Source organism: Verrucomicrobiota bacterium, assembly GCA_037139415.1.
GTDB lineage: Bacteria > Verrucomicrobiota > Verrucomicrobiia > Limisphaerales > Fontisphaeraceae > JBAXGN01.
The window spans coordinates 1-18,061 of sequence record JBAXGN010000165.1; the positions used below are offsets into that span (position 1 = coordinate 1).

The following is an 18,061-nucleotide window of genomic DNA, read 5'->3' on the forward strand; positions in this document are numbered from 1 at the left end:
CCGCAGCCATAATCTGCTGGCGACAGACAATATCTATTTACGGATAAGCACTATGATGCTGTGATGCGATGATGCGATGATGCGATGATGTCAACTGATATCGCACAGATTACAACACCTTCGGGATTTGCAACGTCGAGACCGTACCACTCCGAGCTTGGTCTTCGGCTCGCTCCCATTCCAGGGCGACTGTGAGGGCTTTTTTGCGATCAGTTTGCTTGGTGACCCGGTTGACCTGCTTCCCATCCTTATTGGTGTAGCAGGCGGTCCAATAGCTTGAGTCCGGGTGTTTCAAAAGGCTCGACATATTGTTTCTTTCTTCGTCCGACTAAATTTCACGCATCATTTTCTAATTGAAACCGGGGTGGTTTCGGCATATGGTAGATATCGTGAAGCTCACAAGCAATGGTTTCGTGGCGCTGTTGCTGCTATTGGCGTTGCCGTCGGTTGTGGAGGCCCAATTCAGCTACACGACCAATGCCGGGACCATCACGATCACCGGCTACTCGGGGACGAGCAATACGGTGGTCATTCCAACCACGATTAATGGTTTGCCGGTCACCAGTATCGGGACGAATGCGTTCCGAGAGTGCTCCATCATGGCCAGCGTAACCATTCCCAGCAGCATTACCAGTATCGGAGCGGGTGCGTTCTGGATGTGCGGCGGCTTGACCAGCGTCGCCATTCCCGGCAACGTCACCAATATCGGGGATTACGCGTTTGAATATTGTTTCAATCTGACGGACGTCACGATCGCCAATGGCGTGATCAACATCGGCCAGGGCGCGTTCTCTGGCAGCCTCCGTCTGGCCAGGATCACGATCCCCGCCAGCGTGGCCAGTATCGGCTCGAGCCCGTTCAGTTACTGCACCAACCTGACTGCCATAACGGTGGACGCCCAGAATTCTTTTTACAGCAGCGTGAGTGGCGTGTTATTCAACAAGGGCCTAACCATGCTCATCGAATACCCGTATGGCGTGAAGGGGGGAGTTTACACCATTCCCAGCAGCGTCACCACCATCGGCGATTACGCCTTCGCTGATGTGCCACTGTCCAGTGTCACCATTCCCGGCAGTGTCACCACGATTGGAAAATATGCGTTCAGCCAATGCGGTCTGACCAGCATAACGATTCCCGCCAGCGTTACCAATGTCGGAGAGGATGCGTTCCTAAACTGTAGCCGGTTGACGGCGATAGCGGTTGATGCCCTGAATCCGACCTATAGCAGTACAAACGGAGTCTTTTTTAACAAGAGCCAGACGACACTCATTCAATATCCGCAGGGCTTAAGCGGAAATTACACAATGCCGGGCACCGTCACCAGCATTAGGGATTATGCGTTCTACCAGTGCGCCAGTTTGACCGGTATCGCCTTCTCCAGCAGCGTCACCAATATCGGAAGTAATGCGTTCTTTAACTGCACCAGCCTGACCAACCTCGCAATTCCCGGCAGTGTATCCAACCTGGGCGACTGGGCGTTTGCATCCTGTACCAGTTTGACCAATGTGACCCTCTCCAATGGCGTCGCCAACATCGGGAGCAGTGCCTTCTATGACTGCACCGGTTTGACCAGCATCACGATTCCTGGTAGCGTTGCCATCATCAGGTCAAATGCCTTCGGCTTCTGTGGCCTGACCAATGTCACCCTCGCCAACGGCGTCGCCAGCCTCGAGGCGGATGCATTCACCCTGTGCTACCGGCTGACCAGTGTCACGATTCCCGCCAGCGTCACCAACCTCGGGGGCGGGCCGTTCGAGGGATGTACCAGCCTGACCGCGATCACGGTGGATGCCCAGAACTCCTTCTATTGCAGCGTGAATGGCGTGTTGTTCAATAAGTCACAAACTGTGCTCATTCAATATCCGGGTGGCGTGGGGGGAAGTTACACGATTCCTGCCAGCGTCACCTGGGTGGGGGATGCAGCGTTCTCGCAATGCACTGGTTTGACCAATATCAGCATTCCCAACGGGGTCACCGTTGCTGGGAGCGTATGCGTTCTATAGCTGCTCCGGCCTGACCAACCTCATCATTCCCGGCCACGTCACCAGCCTTGGGGCTTATGCGTGCGCTGGTCTCAAAGTGACCAGTATCACGATTCCCGCCAGTGTCACCAGCCTCGGCGATTATGCGTTTGAATACTGCAATAACTTGAACGGCATCTATTTCGCGGGCAATGCCCCGGCGGCTGGCGCGGGGGTGTTTGCTTCGGTTAACAATGCGACGGTCTATTATTTGTCTGGCACCACCGGCTGGGGGGCTTCATTTGCCGGTCTCCCCGCTGTGATGTTGTATTCGCTCCCTGCTGGCGCGCTGCTGGTAAACATCACTCCGCAAGGGGCAGTCAGTGAAGGAGCGCAATGGCAGTTGGATGGCGGAGCCTGGCAGAATCCTGGAAAAGCGGTTGCAGGTTTGTCGCTTGGCACCCACACCGTCAGCTTCAGCACCGTCCGAGATTTTGCGCGGCCCGCCAACCAGATGGTCGTTGTCACCAGCAATGTCACGGCCACCGTCACGGGCGTTTACGTCGCGCCCGAATTCACCTGTTCAACCAATACCGACGGGACGCTCTCGATCATCGGTTATGGCGGGCCTGGTGGCGCGGTGACCCTTCCAACCAGCTACAACGGCCTGATGGTCACCAGCATCGGGAATTGGGCATTCGCCAACTCCACCAGCTTAACCAATGTCACCATTCCCAGTAGCATCACCAGCATTGGGAGCTACACGTTTGATTATTGCACCAGCCTGACCAATGTCACGATTCTCAACGGTGCCACCAGCGTTGGGGCCTCGGCGTTCTATCATTGCACCAGCCTGATTAGTGTTTCCCTCCCGGGTAGTGTCGTCAGCCTCGGTGATTATGCGTTTCAAGAATGCTACAACTTGCGCGGTGTCTATTTCGCTGGCAACACTCCCGCGGTTGGCGCGTCGGTGTTCGCTCTTGATTACAGTGCGACGCTCTATTATTGGTCTGGCACCATCGGCTGGGGCTCCTCGTTTGCCGGTCGTCCGGCGGTGGCGTTGATCCCGCCGGGATCGTTGCAGGTGACCATCAATCCACCCGACGCCATCAGTGTCGGAGCGCAATGGCGGGTGGATAATAAACCGTTCCAGAGCAATGGGACAACCGTTACTGGTTTATTGCTGGGCAACCACACGGTCAGCTTCAGCACCATCAACGGCTGGACGACGCCCACTAATCAAGTCGTTTTCCTTGACTCCAATTCGACCGCGACCGCCAGCGGAACCTATGGTGCCCTGTCGCAAGCCCAATTCACTTGCGCGACCAATGCCGACCAGACGCTCACCATCACCGGCTGCTCCAGCCCGGACGGTTCGCTGAACATTCCCGCCACCATCAACGGCTTGACCGTCACCTGCATTGCAACGAATGCGTTCAAATCCTGCGTCAACCTGACCAGCGTTTCCATTCCAGCGTGCCTCACCAACATCGTGGTGTCGGCCTTCCAATTCCAAGCCTGCACCGGCCTGACCGCGATAACGGTGGCTGCCCAGAATTCTTTTTATTGCAGCGTGAATGGCGTGTTGTTCAACCGGGGGCAAACCATGCTCGTTGAATATCCGCCCGGTTTGGGAGGAGATTATACGATTCCCGCCAGTGTGACCAGTATTGCGGATTATGCGTTCTCCGGCTGTTCCGGACTGACCAATGTCACCTTCCCAGGGGGCCTGACCAATATCGGGAAACAGGCGTTCGCCAACACCGCCGTGGTCAACGTGGCAATTCCTGGCAGCCTTACGGCAATCGGATCGCGGGCGTTCTGGTTCTGCACGAATCTGACCAAAGTAACCATCCCCGGCAGTGTCACCAATATTGGGGATTCCGCGTTCCAAGGCTGTTTTCTGCTAAACAAAGTCGTGATTCCAAAAAGCGTCACCAGCATCAAGCAGCAGGCGTTTTTCTACTGTACCAACTTGGCCGGTGTTTACTTCGAGGGCAATGCGCCCGTCGTTAGCTACAATGTGTTCTATCCGGATACCAACGCAACGGTCTATTATTTGCCGGGCACGACCGGTTGGAGCAACTCGTTTGCCTCTTCGCCGGCACTGCCGGCCGTTCTGTGGAATCCGCTGATCCAGATTTGCAGCGCCAGCAAAAGCGTGGGGAGTAATCAAGTTGGATTCGACATCACTGGCACGCTCAATATTCCCATCGTGGTGGAAGTTTGTGCCGATTTGGCCTGCCCCATTTGGACTCCGCTCCAGCCCTTCACGCTCACTAACGGTTCGTGCCATTTCATCGGATCCCTGCCAGCCAACAGTCTTAGCGGCTACTACCGAATCCGTTCGCCCTGACGCCGAGCCAGAAAACATGGCGCGGGATCGCCTCCGGTTCGCGACACTTGTCGCGGAAATGTCTTGATGCACGCCGTTTCCGGGCTAGCATCCCTCACCTGTTGCGAATGCAAACGATGAAAGCGATATTGGCTCTTGAGGATGGCAGCGTGTTCCACGGCGCTGGCTTCGGCGCGCGTGCTTCCGCGTGCGGCGAGGTGTGTTTCAATACCTCCATGACCGGTTACCAGGAAATCCTCACCGATCCGTCCTATAAAGGACAGATTGTCACGATGACTTATCCCCTGATCGGGAATTACGGCGTCAACCGCCAGGACGTCGAGTCCTGGCAGCCGCACGTCGCCGGCTTTGCCATCCGCGAGCTTTCACCCGTGGTAAGTAATTGGCGCGCCGATCTTTCCCTGGCGACGTATCTCGAAGAAAATGGTATTCCCGGCATTCAAGGCATCGATACCCGGGCGCTCACCAAGAAACTGCGCGTCACCGGCGCGCTCAAAGGATTCATCACCACCGAACCGAATCTGGACGCCGAGGAAGCCGTGGCCCGGGCGCGAGGATGGCGGGGATTGGTGGGCGTGGATTACGTCAAGGAAGTCACGCATAAACAACCATTTTTGTGGGATGAAAAGGACGAGCAGAGCGCCAGCTTCAACCTGGTGCGCGGTCAGGTGGAGCCGGGTGATCCCCGGCAGGTACGCGATCCGATGCCGACGGCAGACATCCCGATTGTCGCGTTCGATTTCGGGATGAAGTACAACATTCTGCGCCGGCTGCGTCAGCATGGGTTCAAGGTGCAGGTGGTGCCGGCCACCACCACCGCCGAGGAAGCCCTGAAATACAAGCCGGCCGGCATCTTTTTATCCAACGGGCCGGGCGATCCTTCCGCACTGAATTACGCTGTGAAGACGGTAAGCGACTTGGTCAACACCGGCATCCCGATCTTCGGCATCTGCCTGGGCCATCAAATCCTGGGGCAGGCCTTTGGCGGCAAGACTTTCAAGCTCAAATTCGGCCATCGCGGCGGCAATCAGCCGGTCAAAGATTTGGTGAGTGGCCGCGTGGAAATCACGTCCCAAAACCACGGGTTTGCCGTGGATCCAGCGTCACTACCCACAGACGTGGTGGTGGATCGGATCAACTTGAACGATCAGACCGTGGAAGGCATGCGCCACAAAAAGAAGCCCATCTTCTGCGTGCAATATCACCCGGAAGCCTCCCCCGGCCCGCATGATTCCAACCCGCTATTCGCGGAATTCCGGGCCTTGATTGCGAAGTCATAAACCGTCATGAGAAATCCCTGCCTGGTCCTGGCCGGAATGGTCTGCTTGTGGATCACTGCCGCCGCACAAACCGAAAAACCCACGCTCACCATTGGTGATCCCGCCCCGCCCCTCAAAGCCATCAAGTTCGTCAAAGGTCCGGCGGTAGCGAATTTGGAGACGGGTCAGGTCTATGTGGTGGAATTTTGGGCCACTTGGTGCGGTCCCTGCCGCGCCACCATTCCGCACCTGACGGAAATGGCGCACCAACACAAAGGCAAAATCACCTTCATCGGCATGGATGTGTTTGAAAAAGCCAGGGATAACGAAGAGTTTGCCAGTAAAGCCGAGAGTTTTGTCAAAGAGATGGGCGACCAAATGGATTACACCGTCGGGGTGGACGGCACGAATGCCTTCATGGCGAAATATTGGATGGAAGCCTCCGGAGAAGGCGGCATTCCCTGCGCGTTTGTGGTGAACAAAGAGGGGAAAATTGCCTGGATCGGTCATCCCATGGACGGGTTGGACAAGGTATTGGAACAAATCCTGGCGGGAAAGTACGATCTCGCCGCGGCGGTGGCCAAGCGTAAGCAAGCCAAGGAAGCCGAACAACTGGAGGAAGCCATCAACGAAAAGGTCGGGGAATTGTACCAAAAGGGCAAGAAGCGGGAGGCGCTGGCGGAGATCAACAAGGCCATTGGCCAACATCCGCAGTTGAAGGACTCCTTCAGAATGCTACGCCTCAACCTGCTCTTTGATGTGGACGAGGCTGGCGCTTACAAGGAAATCCGGCAACTGGCCGAAGGTGAGTTCAAGAACAACACGCGCGGACTTTTGGAGCTGGCGGCCCGCATCATCCGGGGCACGGGCAATAAACCGGATTATGATCTCGCCATCACGCTGGCCAAACAGGCCGGTACCACCGCCGAAGATGACAGCGACAAAGTGTTGAGCCAAGCGGTGCTGGCAGATACGTACCAGAAAAAAGGTGACCTCAAACAAGCGGTCGCCACCTTGACCGAAGCAATCACGTTTGCCAAAAAAACCAACGCCCCCGAGCAGTTCATCGGGCAACTGCAAAACCGGCTGGAAAGCTTCCAGAAAGCGCTGGCAAAACCCGCCGGAAAGTAACTTGCCATTTTTTGCTATTCTCATGGCATTTGATGGCATTTAGGCAGGCGTACAACTGTGGCGCTTGACGTTCCCCATATCTACGACTAGTTTCACAGGTAACATATATGCAGAATTTTCTGGTACCGATGGTGGTGGAGCAGACGGGCCGCGGCGAACGCGGCTATGATATTTATTCCCGTCTGCTGGTGGATCGCATTATCTTTTTGGGCACCCCGGTGGATGACATGGTGGCCAACCTGATCATCGCCCAACTGTTGTTTTTGCAAATGAATGATCCCAAGAAAGACATTCATCTGTACATCAATTCGCCCGGTGGCAGCGTGACCGCTGGCTTGGCGATTTACGACACCGTCCAATTTCTCACCTGCGATGTAAACACCTACTGCATCGGCCAGGCGGCCAGCATGGGCGCGGTGCTGCTGGCGGCCGGCACGCATGGCAAACGGTTCGCCCTGCCCAATGCCCGCATCATGGTGCATCAACCATGGGGTGGCGTGCAAGGGCAGGCCAGCGACATCAGCATCCAAGCCAAGGAAATCCTGCGCCTCAAAGATCGCTTGAATGAACTGCTCGCCCGGCATTGCGGACGCAAGGTGGAAGATATTACCCGCGACACGGATCGCGACCGCTTCATGTCGGCGGAGGAGGCCAAGGAATACGGCTTGGTGGATCAAGTGGTGGCTTCCCGCCGTGAAATCGGCCCGCTGACGGAGAAAAAGCCTGGTCTGGCACCTTAATTCCATGGCACGCCCCGGCAATAACGGCACCCTTTGCAGCTTCTGCGGAAAATCTCACGCGGAGGTCAAGAAGCTCATTCAAGGGCCGGGGGTGTATATTTGTGACAGTTGCGTACTGCTCTGCAAAAGCGTTTTGGACAAGGAGTTCGCCACCGACGCCCGGCGCGCCCCCCCCACCATGCGCGTGCCGAAACCGGCGGAAATCAAGCACACGCTGGACGAGTTCTGCATTGGCCAGGATCACGCCAAAAAAACCTTGTCGGTGGCGGTGCATAATCATTTCAAACGCATCCTTCACTCACCAGAACGAGACCCTCAGGCGCAGGGCAAAGGCCATTCCGTTGAATCAACGGATGTGCAACTCGAGAAAAGCAATATTCTGTTGGTAGGTCCCACTGGTTCAGGTAAGACCCTGCTGGCCAGAACGTTGGCCAAAATTCTTGATGTTCCATTTGCCATCGCGGATGCCACTACCTTGACCGAAGCCGGTTATGTGGGCGAAGACGTGGAGAATATTGTTCTGCGCCTCCTGCAAAACGCTGATTATGATGTCAAACGCGCCCAACGCGGCATCATTTACATTGATGAAATTGATAAAATCGCGCGCAAGACCGAAAACGTAAGTATCACGCGCGATGTTTCCGGTGAGGGTGTGCAACAAGCCTTGCTGAAAATCCTCGAGGGCACGGTCTGCAACGTGCCACCCCAAGGCGGTCGCAAGCACCCGCAACAGGAATACATCCGGGTGGACACCACCGAAATCCTGTTTATCTGTGGCGGCGCGTTCGTGGGTTTGGAGAAAATCATCCAACGCCGTCTGGGCAACCGGGTAATGGGTTTCAGCGCCGCCGATCAGGCTCACTATGCGGCCTCCATCGAGCGTCATGAAATCCTCAAACTCGTGGAACCCGAGGATTTGCTCGCGTTCGGTTTCATCCCAGAGTTCATTGGCCGACTGCCCATGACGACCGTGCTGGATGAACTTACCGTGAGCCAATTGGTTTCCATCCTCACGGATACGCGCAGCGCACTGACCAAACAGTACACCAAACTGCTCTCCATTGACGGCGTAGAACTCGCTTTCACGGAAGACGCCCTGCATGAGTTAGCCGCCCAAGCCATCAAAAAAGGCACCGGCGCGCGCGCCCTGCGCAGCATCCTCGAAAAGCTGATGCTCGATGTCATGTATGACGTGCCTGGCGATGATGGCATCCTGGCGGTGAAAATCACCGGCGGCGTCGTCAAAGGTGACATCAAACCCGTCATCCGCCGCAAAACGGACGAAGTGGCGGCGTAGTCGAAGCCGGGATGCTGGGCGGCTAAAGTTCGTGGCTTGAGCAACCAGTCGGCAACCAATGCAGGCGCAATGCCGACTATTTGCGTGGGGCATAAAGCGCTGTGAAAGTGCATGAAAGTCCGGTTGGTTTCCCAAGCCCGCCACGAGCCAGATGCCCCGCAGTAAGATGTTCGCTTTGCGAAAGGTGGTCTTAACTTCGAGGCCTTGCAAAAACGCGGCGGCTCCCTCGCATCTGTTAGTCCGAACTTCATCTGGTTCCCGGTTCAGGCATGGGGCTCAGCCGTAAAACACCCACCGCCACAGCAACTAGTGCAGCCCTGATCTGGCATCAAAAATGCTTATTTCTATGCCAAATGCTTTGCGTGGGTTGCAGCGATTGCATTCTGGTGCGGACAAAAATGTGCGCCGTGCAATATATTGAGTTGAATATTGATCTGATATTGCATTAGGGCAGCAGAACAGTATAGTTGTCCGCTTAGGCCCAAATATGACTAAGCACATGAATTTTCAGCGGCGTTGGTTGTTGCTGATCGTAACGCTCTTGGCGGGGTTCACCCTGCCGGCAGCGGATGAGGTGTATATCACCGAATTCGTGGCGAGTAACAGTACCGGGCTTAAGGATGAGGATGGCGACCAGGGTGACTGGATTGAAATTTTCAATGCCGGCACGAATACCGTGGACCTGACCAGTTGGTATTTAACTGACAACGCGAGCAAACCCACCAAATGGGCGTTCCCGGCCACTAACATCATTGCGGGACAGTACATGATTATCTATGCGTCGGGTAAAAACCGCCGTACCCCGGGAGCACCGTTACACACCAGCTTTAAATTGGGAGCCTCGGGTGGATATCTCGGCCTGATTCGTTCCGACCTCTCAATTGCCAACCAATACTCACCCGCCTATCCGCCTCAGGCAACGGATATTTCTTATGGCTGGACGCAAACCGCAGCCACCAACATGCTGGTCTCACGCGGTACCGCTTTAAAGTATCGAGTTCCCACGAACGCATTCGAGGATCCGTTCTGGAAAGATCCGAGTTATGATGTCAGTTCCTGGCTTAACGGAACGAACGCACTTGGATTTAACGCGGCCACCAACACCAACACCCTGTGGCTGCTGATTGCCGATTCGCAGGCGGATTTTGCCGGCAATCAAGGTTCGAACAATTGGTATTATGGGTACTACCTAAAAGGAACCGACACAGTCACCCCGGGATTCCAAACGAATGACTTGGTGATATTTCCATGGACCTCGAGCTATTGGAGTGCCTATAACTATTGGACTGGCACAAACTGGGATTATTATACGTCCAGCAATCCGTATGACCTGATTGCGAATCTGCTGTGGATGCCCAATGGAACCAACAATACCGCTGCTTCCTCAGAACATTGGGTTGGGCGCCGTTATATCGTGGAAAGCAACGGGGTGTTGAAATTGGACTGGTGGTTGGCCAAAAAAGACGTTGTCGGCTACCGTAGTCAGCCGGTAACCGCTAATGCCAACGATTACATTACGCTGAGCGGCAGCACCTTGAAAAACAACGATTTGGTACGTTTTAACGCCACCATCATGCCGGGTGGTCTCACAGCGGGGACTTGGTATTATGCGGTTCTGTTCAGTGGCACTTCATTTAAGGTTGGCCTGACCCCCAATGCGAGCCCCAATAATACCAATTTTATTGATATCACTTCCGCCGGATCGGGAGTGACCTTGGACACTGCCGACAGTGGTGTCACTGGCTACCTGTACCGCAACGGAACCATGATCGCGTCAAATTCCATTGCGTATAATGATACCATTGGCGTAAGCAATACGCTGTTCCTCAGCAATGCAGTCGCTGGAGAAAAAATTGATTTCCTGCTTTCACCTCAGGGGACAGACGGAGCCAATAACGATACGGGAGACCTGTCCTATGGGCGTTTACAGGTGTACTTGGCCACCACTTTCACGAACCAGTATAATACCGATATCCGAACCAACATGATGGGTTCCAACACCACTGTGTACGCGCGAATTCCCTTCACGGTGGCCAATCCAGCAACCCTAGACGGTTTGTTCCTGCGCATGCGCTATGCGGATGGCTTTGTTGCCTACATCAATGGCCAGGAAGTGGCCCGCCGCAATGCCCCCGCCAATAGTGGTGGTGGTGTCATCGCCAACAGCACCAATGATTGGTCGGGTGACGGCCTTCAGGGGGCAAATAACTGGTTTTATGGATATTATGACCAAACGGGCGATATCAATGGCATTTACAATCCTAACACGGATTTCCGCTTCGATAATGACTCGTGGTTCTTCACCGGCACCAACTTTGTGTTGGGACTCGACGACCCGCCTTATACGATGATTTCCTCGAATGTATGGGCGCCCGATGGTTCGGACAATGGCTTGGACATCAACTGGCCGATACGCCGTTGGGTCAGTCCGGTTAGCGGAGTGGTCACCGCACGGGTATTTTGCGCGAAGGCCAATTCGGGTGGTAGCGGAGTTACCTTCCGGTTCTTCCATAACGGCATCCAACTCTGTAACCAGTCGTTGGCAGGCACGGATCTAACCGGATTCACCACCAATATCCTGGTTCCGGGTGTGGAAATAGGAGACAAGCTGGACTTCGCCTTGGATCCTACCGGCACGGATGGCACCACCGCTGGAACGTCGGATCGCACCTATTTTGGAGTGAGCATCACCCAGCAATCATTGGGTGACCCAGGCTACAATTCCGCCGCCACCGCCAGTGCCACCACCGACCAAACGCTCACGGGAGAAATTTTTGATCTCAATAATTATCGCGGCTTTGTCATGGCCGGCTCCAACCTGTTATCCATTCAAGGCTTGAGCCAAAACTTGAGCCCCCCTGATTTCCTTCTGTCGGCGGAACTCTACAGCCTGACCGCCACGGTCAAAACCAACCAAGGCATGTATTTTGCCGGTCCCACGCCTGGCAACATCAACAGTGTCGGGACCACCAATCTGGGGCCGTTGATCGTTGACCCCGCATTCGCGCCCGCAGTGCCGATGACCAGCCAGGCGATTACGGTAACCACGCGCATCGTGCCCACCTTCGGCGCAGTGTCAAATATCACGCTGACCTATCGGGTGATGTTTTTCAGCGAAACCAACGTTTTAATGAATGATAGTGGAACCAATGGTGACCTGGTGGCCGGCGATGGCATTTATACCGGCCTGATTCCAGCCAACATTGCCACCACCAACGGAACCATGCTGCGTTGGTACGTCCAATCCAGGGATACGAACAACTTAACCATGCGCTCCCCCCCCTACCCGGATCCCTACGGCTCACCGCAATACTACGGCACGGTGTGCATGAATTCAAATATCAATAGCAAACTAACAGTATTCCATTGGTTTATCCAGACGCCGACTGCGGCTGAGAACGAATCCGGTGCCCGCAGTTCGTTTTATTACAAGGGCCAGTTCTTCGATAACGTGGGGGTGACGCTCCACGGGCAAAGCAGTGGCGGTTTCCCAAAAAAGAGTTATAATTTTAATCTCAATCATGGTGATAAATTGGCCTTGGATTCACCCAATACCAAACTGGGTGATTTTTGTTTGCTCACCACTTGGGCCGACCGCTCGTACATGCGCATTCCGATGGCGTACGACCTCTACACGATGGTTGGTTCACCCGCTAATTTCTCTTTCCCGATACGCCTGCACCAAAATGGCAGTTTCTTTAGCGTCACCACTTTTTCAGAGCAGGGGAACGAAGATTTCCTCACGCGCATTGGCTTCGATCCCAACGGGGCGCTTTACAAAATGTACAACAATCTCAGTTCCGTGACCACCAATGAAAAGAAATCGCGCAAATGGGAGCCCTTCTATGATTTACAAGCCCTCATTAATGGCGTCACCCAGTCTGATGTGAATGCTCGGGTTGCGTATGTGTACGATAATCTGAATCTTCCGGAAATCATCAGCTTCATCGCCTCCAAAGCGATGAATGCCGACCATGATTGCTGTCATAAGAACCATTATATGTACCGGGATAGTGACGGTTCCGGAGAGTGGTATGCTATTCCATGGGATATGGACCTATCCTTTGGACATATGTACACCGGAGCCAATGGTGGATATTTCGATGACACCATCTACACCAATGTGGCGGCATTTATTGGTAATGGTCAGACCGCCTTAGGGGTAATTTATAGTGACGCAACGCTGCGGTCCCTGGTGAATCGCCGGATTCGCACCATGATGGATACGCTGTTACAACCCATTGGTACACCGACCAACACGGATATATTGCGCGGCATGATGAATTCCTATGCCGCTTTGGTTGCGGATGATGTCGCCTTGGACCGAGCCAAGTGGAAGGGGGCGGCGTGGACGGCGCCAACCTCCGGTCCGGCGAATCCCGATAGCGGCACCAATCCGAGCACCGGGCCATTCACCAATGAGCTTTCGCGACTGCAAGACTACTTTCTGCCCAATCGCCGGCAGTTCATGTTTTACAATCGTGTAGTCGCCGGCGAACTCCCCGCCACCGCACAGGCGACCAACCTGGTGCTCCTGTTCGGAGCGATTGATTACAACCCAATCAGTCACAATCAGGCTGAGGAGTATATTGAGCTGATTAACCCTAATAATTGTAACGTGGACATTTCCGGCTGGGAAATCAAAGGTGGCGTTTCCTTCCATTTTAAGCCGGGAACGGTAATCCCCACCAACAGCAGTATCTTTGTGTCACCGGCTACCAAGTCGTTTCGATCCCGGGCAGTGAGTCCACGGGGCGGGGAGCGCCGCTTAGTGGTCGGGCCTTACAGCGGCCAGTTGTCCGCCCGCGGTGAGTCCTTGGCGCTCGTCACCGATTTTGGTTGGACCAACGCGACCGTGGCTACGCCAAGCACCCCAAGCCTCGCGCAACAATACTTGCGCGTTACTGAAATCATGTACAACCCGGCTTCTGGCGGTGCTTATGCCGCCGGGGAATACGAATATGTTGAGCTGAAGAATATTTCAACCAGTGCCACCTTGGATCTTACCGACGTGAAAATCACCAACGCGGTGGACTTTAATTTTACTGGCAGTGCCATCACCAACCTCGGGCCCGGACAGCGGGTGCTGGTGGTGAGAAACCTGGCCGCCTTTGTCAGCCGTTATGGTCCCGGCCTACCGGTCGCCGGTCAATACTCAGGCGCATTGAATAATGCCGGTGACCGGGTGCAGTTGCTTGACAGCGATAATGAACAAATCCTCGATTTTTCTTATAACAATAGCTGGTACCCGCTCACCGATGGTCTCGGTTTTTCGCTAGTCGTCGTCAACGAAAATGCGGACCCGAGTGCGTGGAATAATCAGAGCCAATGGCGCGCTTCCGGGCGCGTCAACGGTTCACCAGGCACAGACGATCCTGCGCCGTATGTGATCAGCCCGGTACTGGTCAATGAATGCCTGGCACATACGGATCTGCCCGATATGGACTCCATGGAACTCTACAATCCCAATACCAACGCGGTGGATATTGGCGGTTGGTACATTACCGATGATTTCTATAATCCGAAAAAATTCATGATCCCCACGGGAACCGTCATCGGCGCTGGATGTTATCTGGTCTATACCACCAATGACTTTATTCGGGGTGGCACGAACATTGCCTTCAGCGCGACCGGCGACGATGTCTATCTGTTCGGCACCGACACGAACCGCGATTTGACCGGCTACTATCACGGTTACACGTTTGGCGCTTCACATAACGGGGTCAGCTTTGGACGCATCGTAACCACGGCTGGCGACGACGATTTTATGCCACAGTTAACCAAAACCGTGGGGACCAACAATTCCGGCCCGCGCGTCGGCCCCATCGTCATCAACGAAGTGATGTACAATCCACCGAATCTGACCACCTATGATCCACCCTCATCCTATATCGAATTACTGAATACCGCCGCGACCAATTATCCGCTCTTTACCCTGGCGGAGCCGACGAATGCCTGGCATATCCGCAATGCGGTGGATTACGATTTCCCCACCAATGTTTGGCTGCAGCCGGGGCAGACGTTGCTCGTGGTTGGTTTCGATCCCGTCACCAACACCTACGCGTTAAACGCCTTCCGCAGTCGCTATGGCACCCCCACCAACGCCCTGATCTTCGGGCCATGGCAAGGGACGCTCGGCAATCACGATCAGACGATTCATTTAAACGAGCCGGATTTGGCAGACACGAATACGGTGCCGTATGTCACGATCGAGAAAGTGCATTATCTGGACACCTACCCATGGCCAGTCGTCGCGGGTGGCATGGGGGCTTCACTCAAACGCATGAACACCTCCGGTTACGGAAACGAGCCCACGAATTGGACCTCAGCCATGCCGACTCCGGGAACCAATTCCGTTTCCGGTCAGGTGCCACAAATTACCATGCAACCACAGGGGCAGGCGATTTTGCCCGGAGCCAATTACACGCTGAGCATAACCGCCACCAGTTCCCCCCCCATGGTGTGTCAATGGATTCTTAATAACGTGGCCATTCCAAATGCCACCAATTACACCCTGGCCTTGACCAATGTTCAGCATGCGCAAAGCGGCTCATACCAAGCGGCCGTCATGAACGCCTATGGCGCCGCGTTAAGCATCCCGGCCATGGTCTGGATACAGGCGCCCATCATTATCACCGGTCAGCCGGCCAGTCGCACCAATTTCCCCTATCAGACCATCACGTTCACGCCAATTCACATGGGCGATGACCCGCTGTATCACTGGCGTCTCAACGGCACTAATATTGCCGGGGCCACCAATCTTACCCTGACCCTCACCAATCTACAGGTCAGTGACAGCGGTAATTATCAGGTGGTCATTTCCAACCAGCTTTCTGCCATCACCAGCAGCATCGCCGCGCTCACGGTTTCCCAGCGGCCCGTCATCCTCACCCAACCGCAAAGCCAGCCCTACAGCCCGGGCACCAATGTCACGTTCAGCGTCATGGCCACCAGCAGCACCACGCTCCATTACCAATGGTATTTCACCAATAGTCTGGTGAATGCCTCCACCAACAGCACCTTGCAGATTACTAATGCGCAAATTCAAAACCTCGGTGCCTATTTTGTCGTGGTGACCGATGATTTTGGATCGGTCACCAGCACTCCAGCCACCTTGGCATACCAGGTGCTCCCTTCGTTCTATCCCCCAGCCCAGCCCACCAATCTCGTGGTTTATGTGAATAATCCGGCCATTTATGCTGCATCGGTGGTCGGCACTTTGCCGTTAACGTGGCAATGGCAAATGGGCGGTTTCTCCATATTCACCAACATCGTCTCGCTGGACACCAATGCGCCGCCCTTGTTTTCCAGTGCGCAATTTACCAACGCCAATGTTTACAAATTGCGCGCCACGAACCAGTATAGCAGTGGTGGCAGTGGTTGGAGTCCAGCGATCTATCTGACGGTGATTGCGCCGCTGACCAATCAGGTGGCTGATCCAGGCTCCAATGCGACATTCACGCTCGTGGCTTCCACCTATTACGGCGCTACCACGAATGCCAATTACATCCTGAAGTACCGCTGGTGGTTCAACGGCACCAACCTGTTGGCCAACCAGACCAATGCCACGTTGACCATCACGAACGCGCAAATTACCAATACTGGCAACTACACGGTGATTGGAACCAATTATTATCAGACGATCGTCAGCCAAATGGCGACGTTGACCGTGGGCACGATCCCACCAGCCATCAGCAGCGACCCGGTAAGCACCACCAACCTGGTGGGGACGCCGGCCGGTTTCTCGGTCACCGTCTTTGGCACGCCCCCGCTGTATTACCAGTGGTATTTCAACAGCGGCCTGGTAAGCAACGCCACGAACTCCTTGCTTCAGATTACCAACGTGCAACTGACGAATGCAGGGGCTTACAAGGTGATCGTCACCAACGCCTATGGTCGGGCAACCAGCCAGGTGGCGACGCTTACCGTGACCGGCATGCCGCCGCAGATCGTCACCTCACCACTAAGCCAGGCGACAATCCAGGGGAGTAATGTTACCTTCACGTCGCTCGCCTCCGGATCGGAACCACTTTTCTACCAGTGGCAACTGAATAATGCCAACCTGTCCGGTGCCAATAGCGCGAGTTACACTATTGCGGCTGTGCAAATGAGCCAGGCAGGAGCCTACACAGTGGTGGTAACCAATGCCTTTGGCAGTGCCACCAGCACGGTGGCAACGTTGTCTGTCTGGTCGGTCCCGGTGATTGGGACGCCACCACAAAGCCGAACTAATCTCGCGGGCACCACGGCCAGTTTCAGCGTGGCCGCCAGCGGCCTCCCCACGCCTTGGTATCAATGGTGGTACAACGGCACCACGCTATTGGACCAGACGAATACCAGCTTGACTTTGACCAACGTGCAGACGACCAATACCGGTAATTATTCGGTGGTGGTGACTAATATGGCGGGAACGGTAACCAGTGTGGTAGCGGTATTGTCCGTCTGGTCGGCCCCGGCGATGGTAACGCAACCACAGAGCCAGACGAACCTGGCGGGGACCAACGCCAGCTTCACTGTTATTGCGGACGGGGTGCCTGAAATAGGGTATCAATGGTGGTACAAATCAGTGGCCAGTAACCAGTGGTCCGTCATCAGTGTCGGGACCAATTCCCTATTGTCAATTTCCAATTGTCAATTGAGTAATGCCGGCAATTACACAGTGGTGGCGACCAACCTGGTAGGCTCTGTGACCAGTGCCGTCGCGGTCCTGACAGTATGGCAACCACCAGTAATCGCAACGCAGCCGCAAAGCCAGACGAATCTCGTGGACACAACTGCCAGCTTTAGTGTGGACGCGAACGGCGTGCCCGCACCCTGGTATCAATGGTGGTGCAACGGAGCAGCGTTGTTAAACCAAACGAACATCACCTTAACCCTGACCAACGTGCAGACGACCCATGCCGGCAATTATTCGGTCGTGGTGACCAACACCTTGGGCTCCGTGACTAGCGCGGTGGCGGGACTGGTGATCGGTACTTCTCCGACCATCACCCAGCAACCCGTCGGTCAGTCAGTCTATGCGGGACAAAACGCCAGTTTCACCGTGGGAGCGTCCGGGGTGGGGCTCTTGACGTATCAATGGTACGGCAATGATGCGCTATTTTCCGGGCAAACTAACACGACGTTGACACTCACCAATGTTCAAGCGGCACAGGAAGGCGGCTATTATGTCGTCGTTTCCAATCCGTATGGCTCGACCACTGGCAGTGTGGCCCTATTGGCACTTCGCATCCTGCCACCAAGTTCGGCTCCCGGATATTTCTACTTTGCAAACAGCTCTGGTAGCCGCATCTTTCACCCCACCGACACGGCGGGCG

At 54.9% G+C, this 18,061-nt stretch carries 8 protein-coding genes; 7 read left to right on the top strand and 1 reads right to left on the bottom strand.

Annotation, left to right across the window (positions count from 1 at the left end):
* Nucleotides 1–109 precede the first annotated feature (109 nt).
* On the bottom strand, nucleotides 110–307 hold the full coding sequence (locus WCO56_22860; GenBank protein ID MEI7732430.1) for a hypothetical protein: 198 nt from the start codon (nucleotides 305–307) through the stop codon (nucleotides 110–112).
* Between the two features lie 82 nt (nucleotides 308–389).
* Between WCO56_22860 and WCO56_22865 the strand changes: the two genes are divergently transcribed.
* The 7 genes from WCO56_22865 to WCO56_22895 all read left to right on the top strand — a co-directional run.
* Nucleotides 390–2,003, top strand: a complete 1,614-nt coding sequence (locus WCO56_22865) for a leucine-rich repeat domain-containing protein (GenBank protein MEI7732431.1) — start codon at nucleotides 390–392, stop codon at nucleotides 2,001–2,003.
* Entirely contained in the window at nucleotides 1,978–4,317 is a 2,340-nt protein-coding gene (locus tag WCO56_22870; GenBank protein ID MEI7732432.1) for a leucine-rich repeat domain-containing protein, read from the top strand. The genes WCO56_22865 and WCO56_22870 overlap by 26 nt, the downstream gene beginning before the upstream one ends.
* 116 nt (nucleotides 4,318–4,433) lie before the next feature.
* Nucleotides 4,434–5,597 (top strand): glutamine-hydrolyzing carbamoyl-phosphate synthase small subunit, encoded by a 1,164-nt coding sequence (gene carA, locus WCO56_22875; GenBank protein MEI7732433.1) that lies wholly within the window; start codon nucleotides 4,434–4,436, stop codon nucleotides 5,595–5,597.
* A 6-nt stretch (nucleotides 5,598–5,603) separates the two neighbouring features.
* Nucleotides 5,604–6,707 (top strand): redoxin family protein, encoded by a 1,104-nt coding sequence (locus WCO56_22880; protein MEI7732434.1) that lies wholly within the window; start codon nucleotides 5,604–5,606, stop codon nucleotides 6,705–6,707.
* Between the two features lie 107 nt (nucleotides 6,708–6,814).
* Nucleotides 6,815–7,447, top strand: a complete 633-nt coding sequence (gene clpP / locus WCO56_22885) for an ATP-dependent Clp endopeptidase proteolytic subunit ClpP (protein MEI7732435.1) — start codon at nucleotides 6,815–6,817, stop codon at nucleotides 7,445–7,447.
* 4 nt (nucleotides 7,448–7,451) lie between these two features.
* Nucleotides 7,452–8,744, top strand: a complete 1,293-nt coding sequence (gene clpX / locus WCO56_22890) for an ATP-dependent Clp protease ATP-binding subunit ClpX (GenBank protein ID MEI7732436.1) — start codon at nucleotides 7,452–7,454, stop codon at nucleotides 8,742–8,744.
* Between the two features lie 487 nt (nucleotides 8,745–9,231).
* Nucleotides 9,232–18,061: immunoglobulin domain-containing protein (locus WCO56_22895; protein ID MEI7732437.1), on the top strand; the 8,830-nt coding region annotated here is incomplete at its 3' end.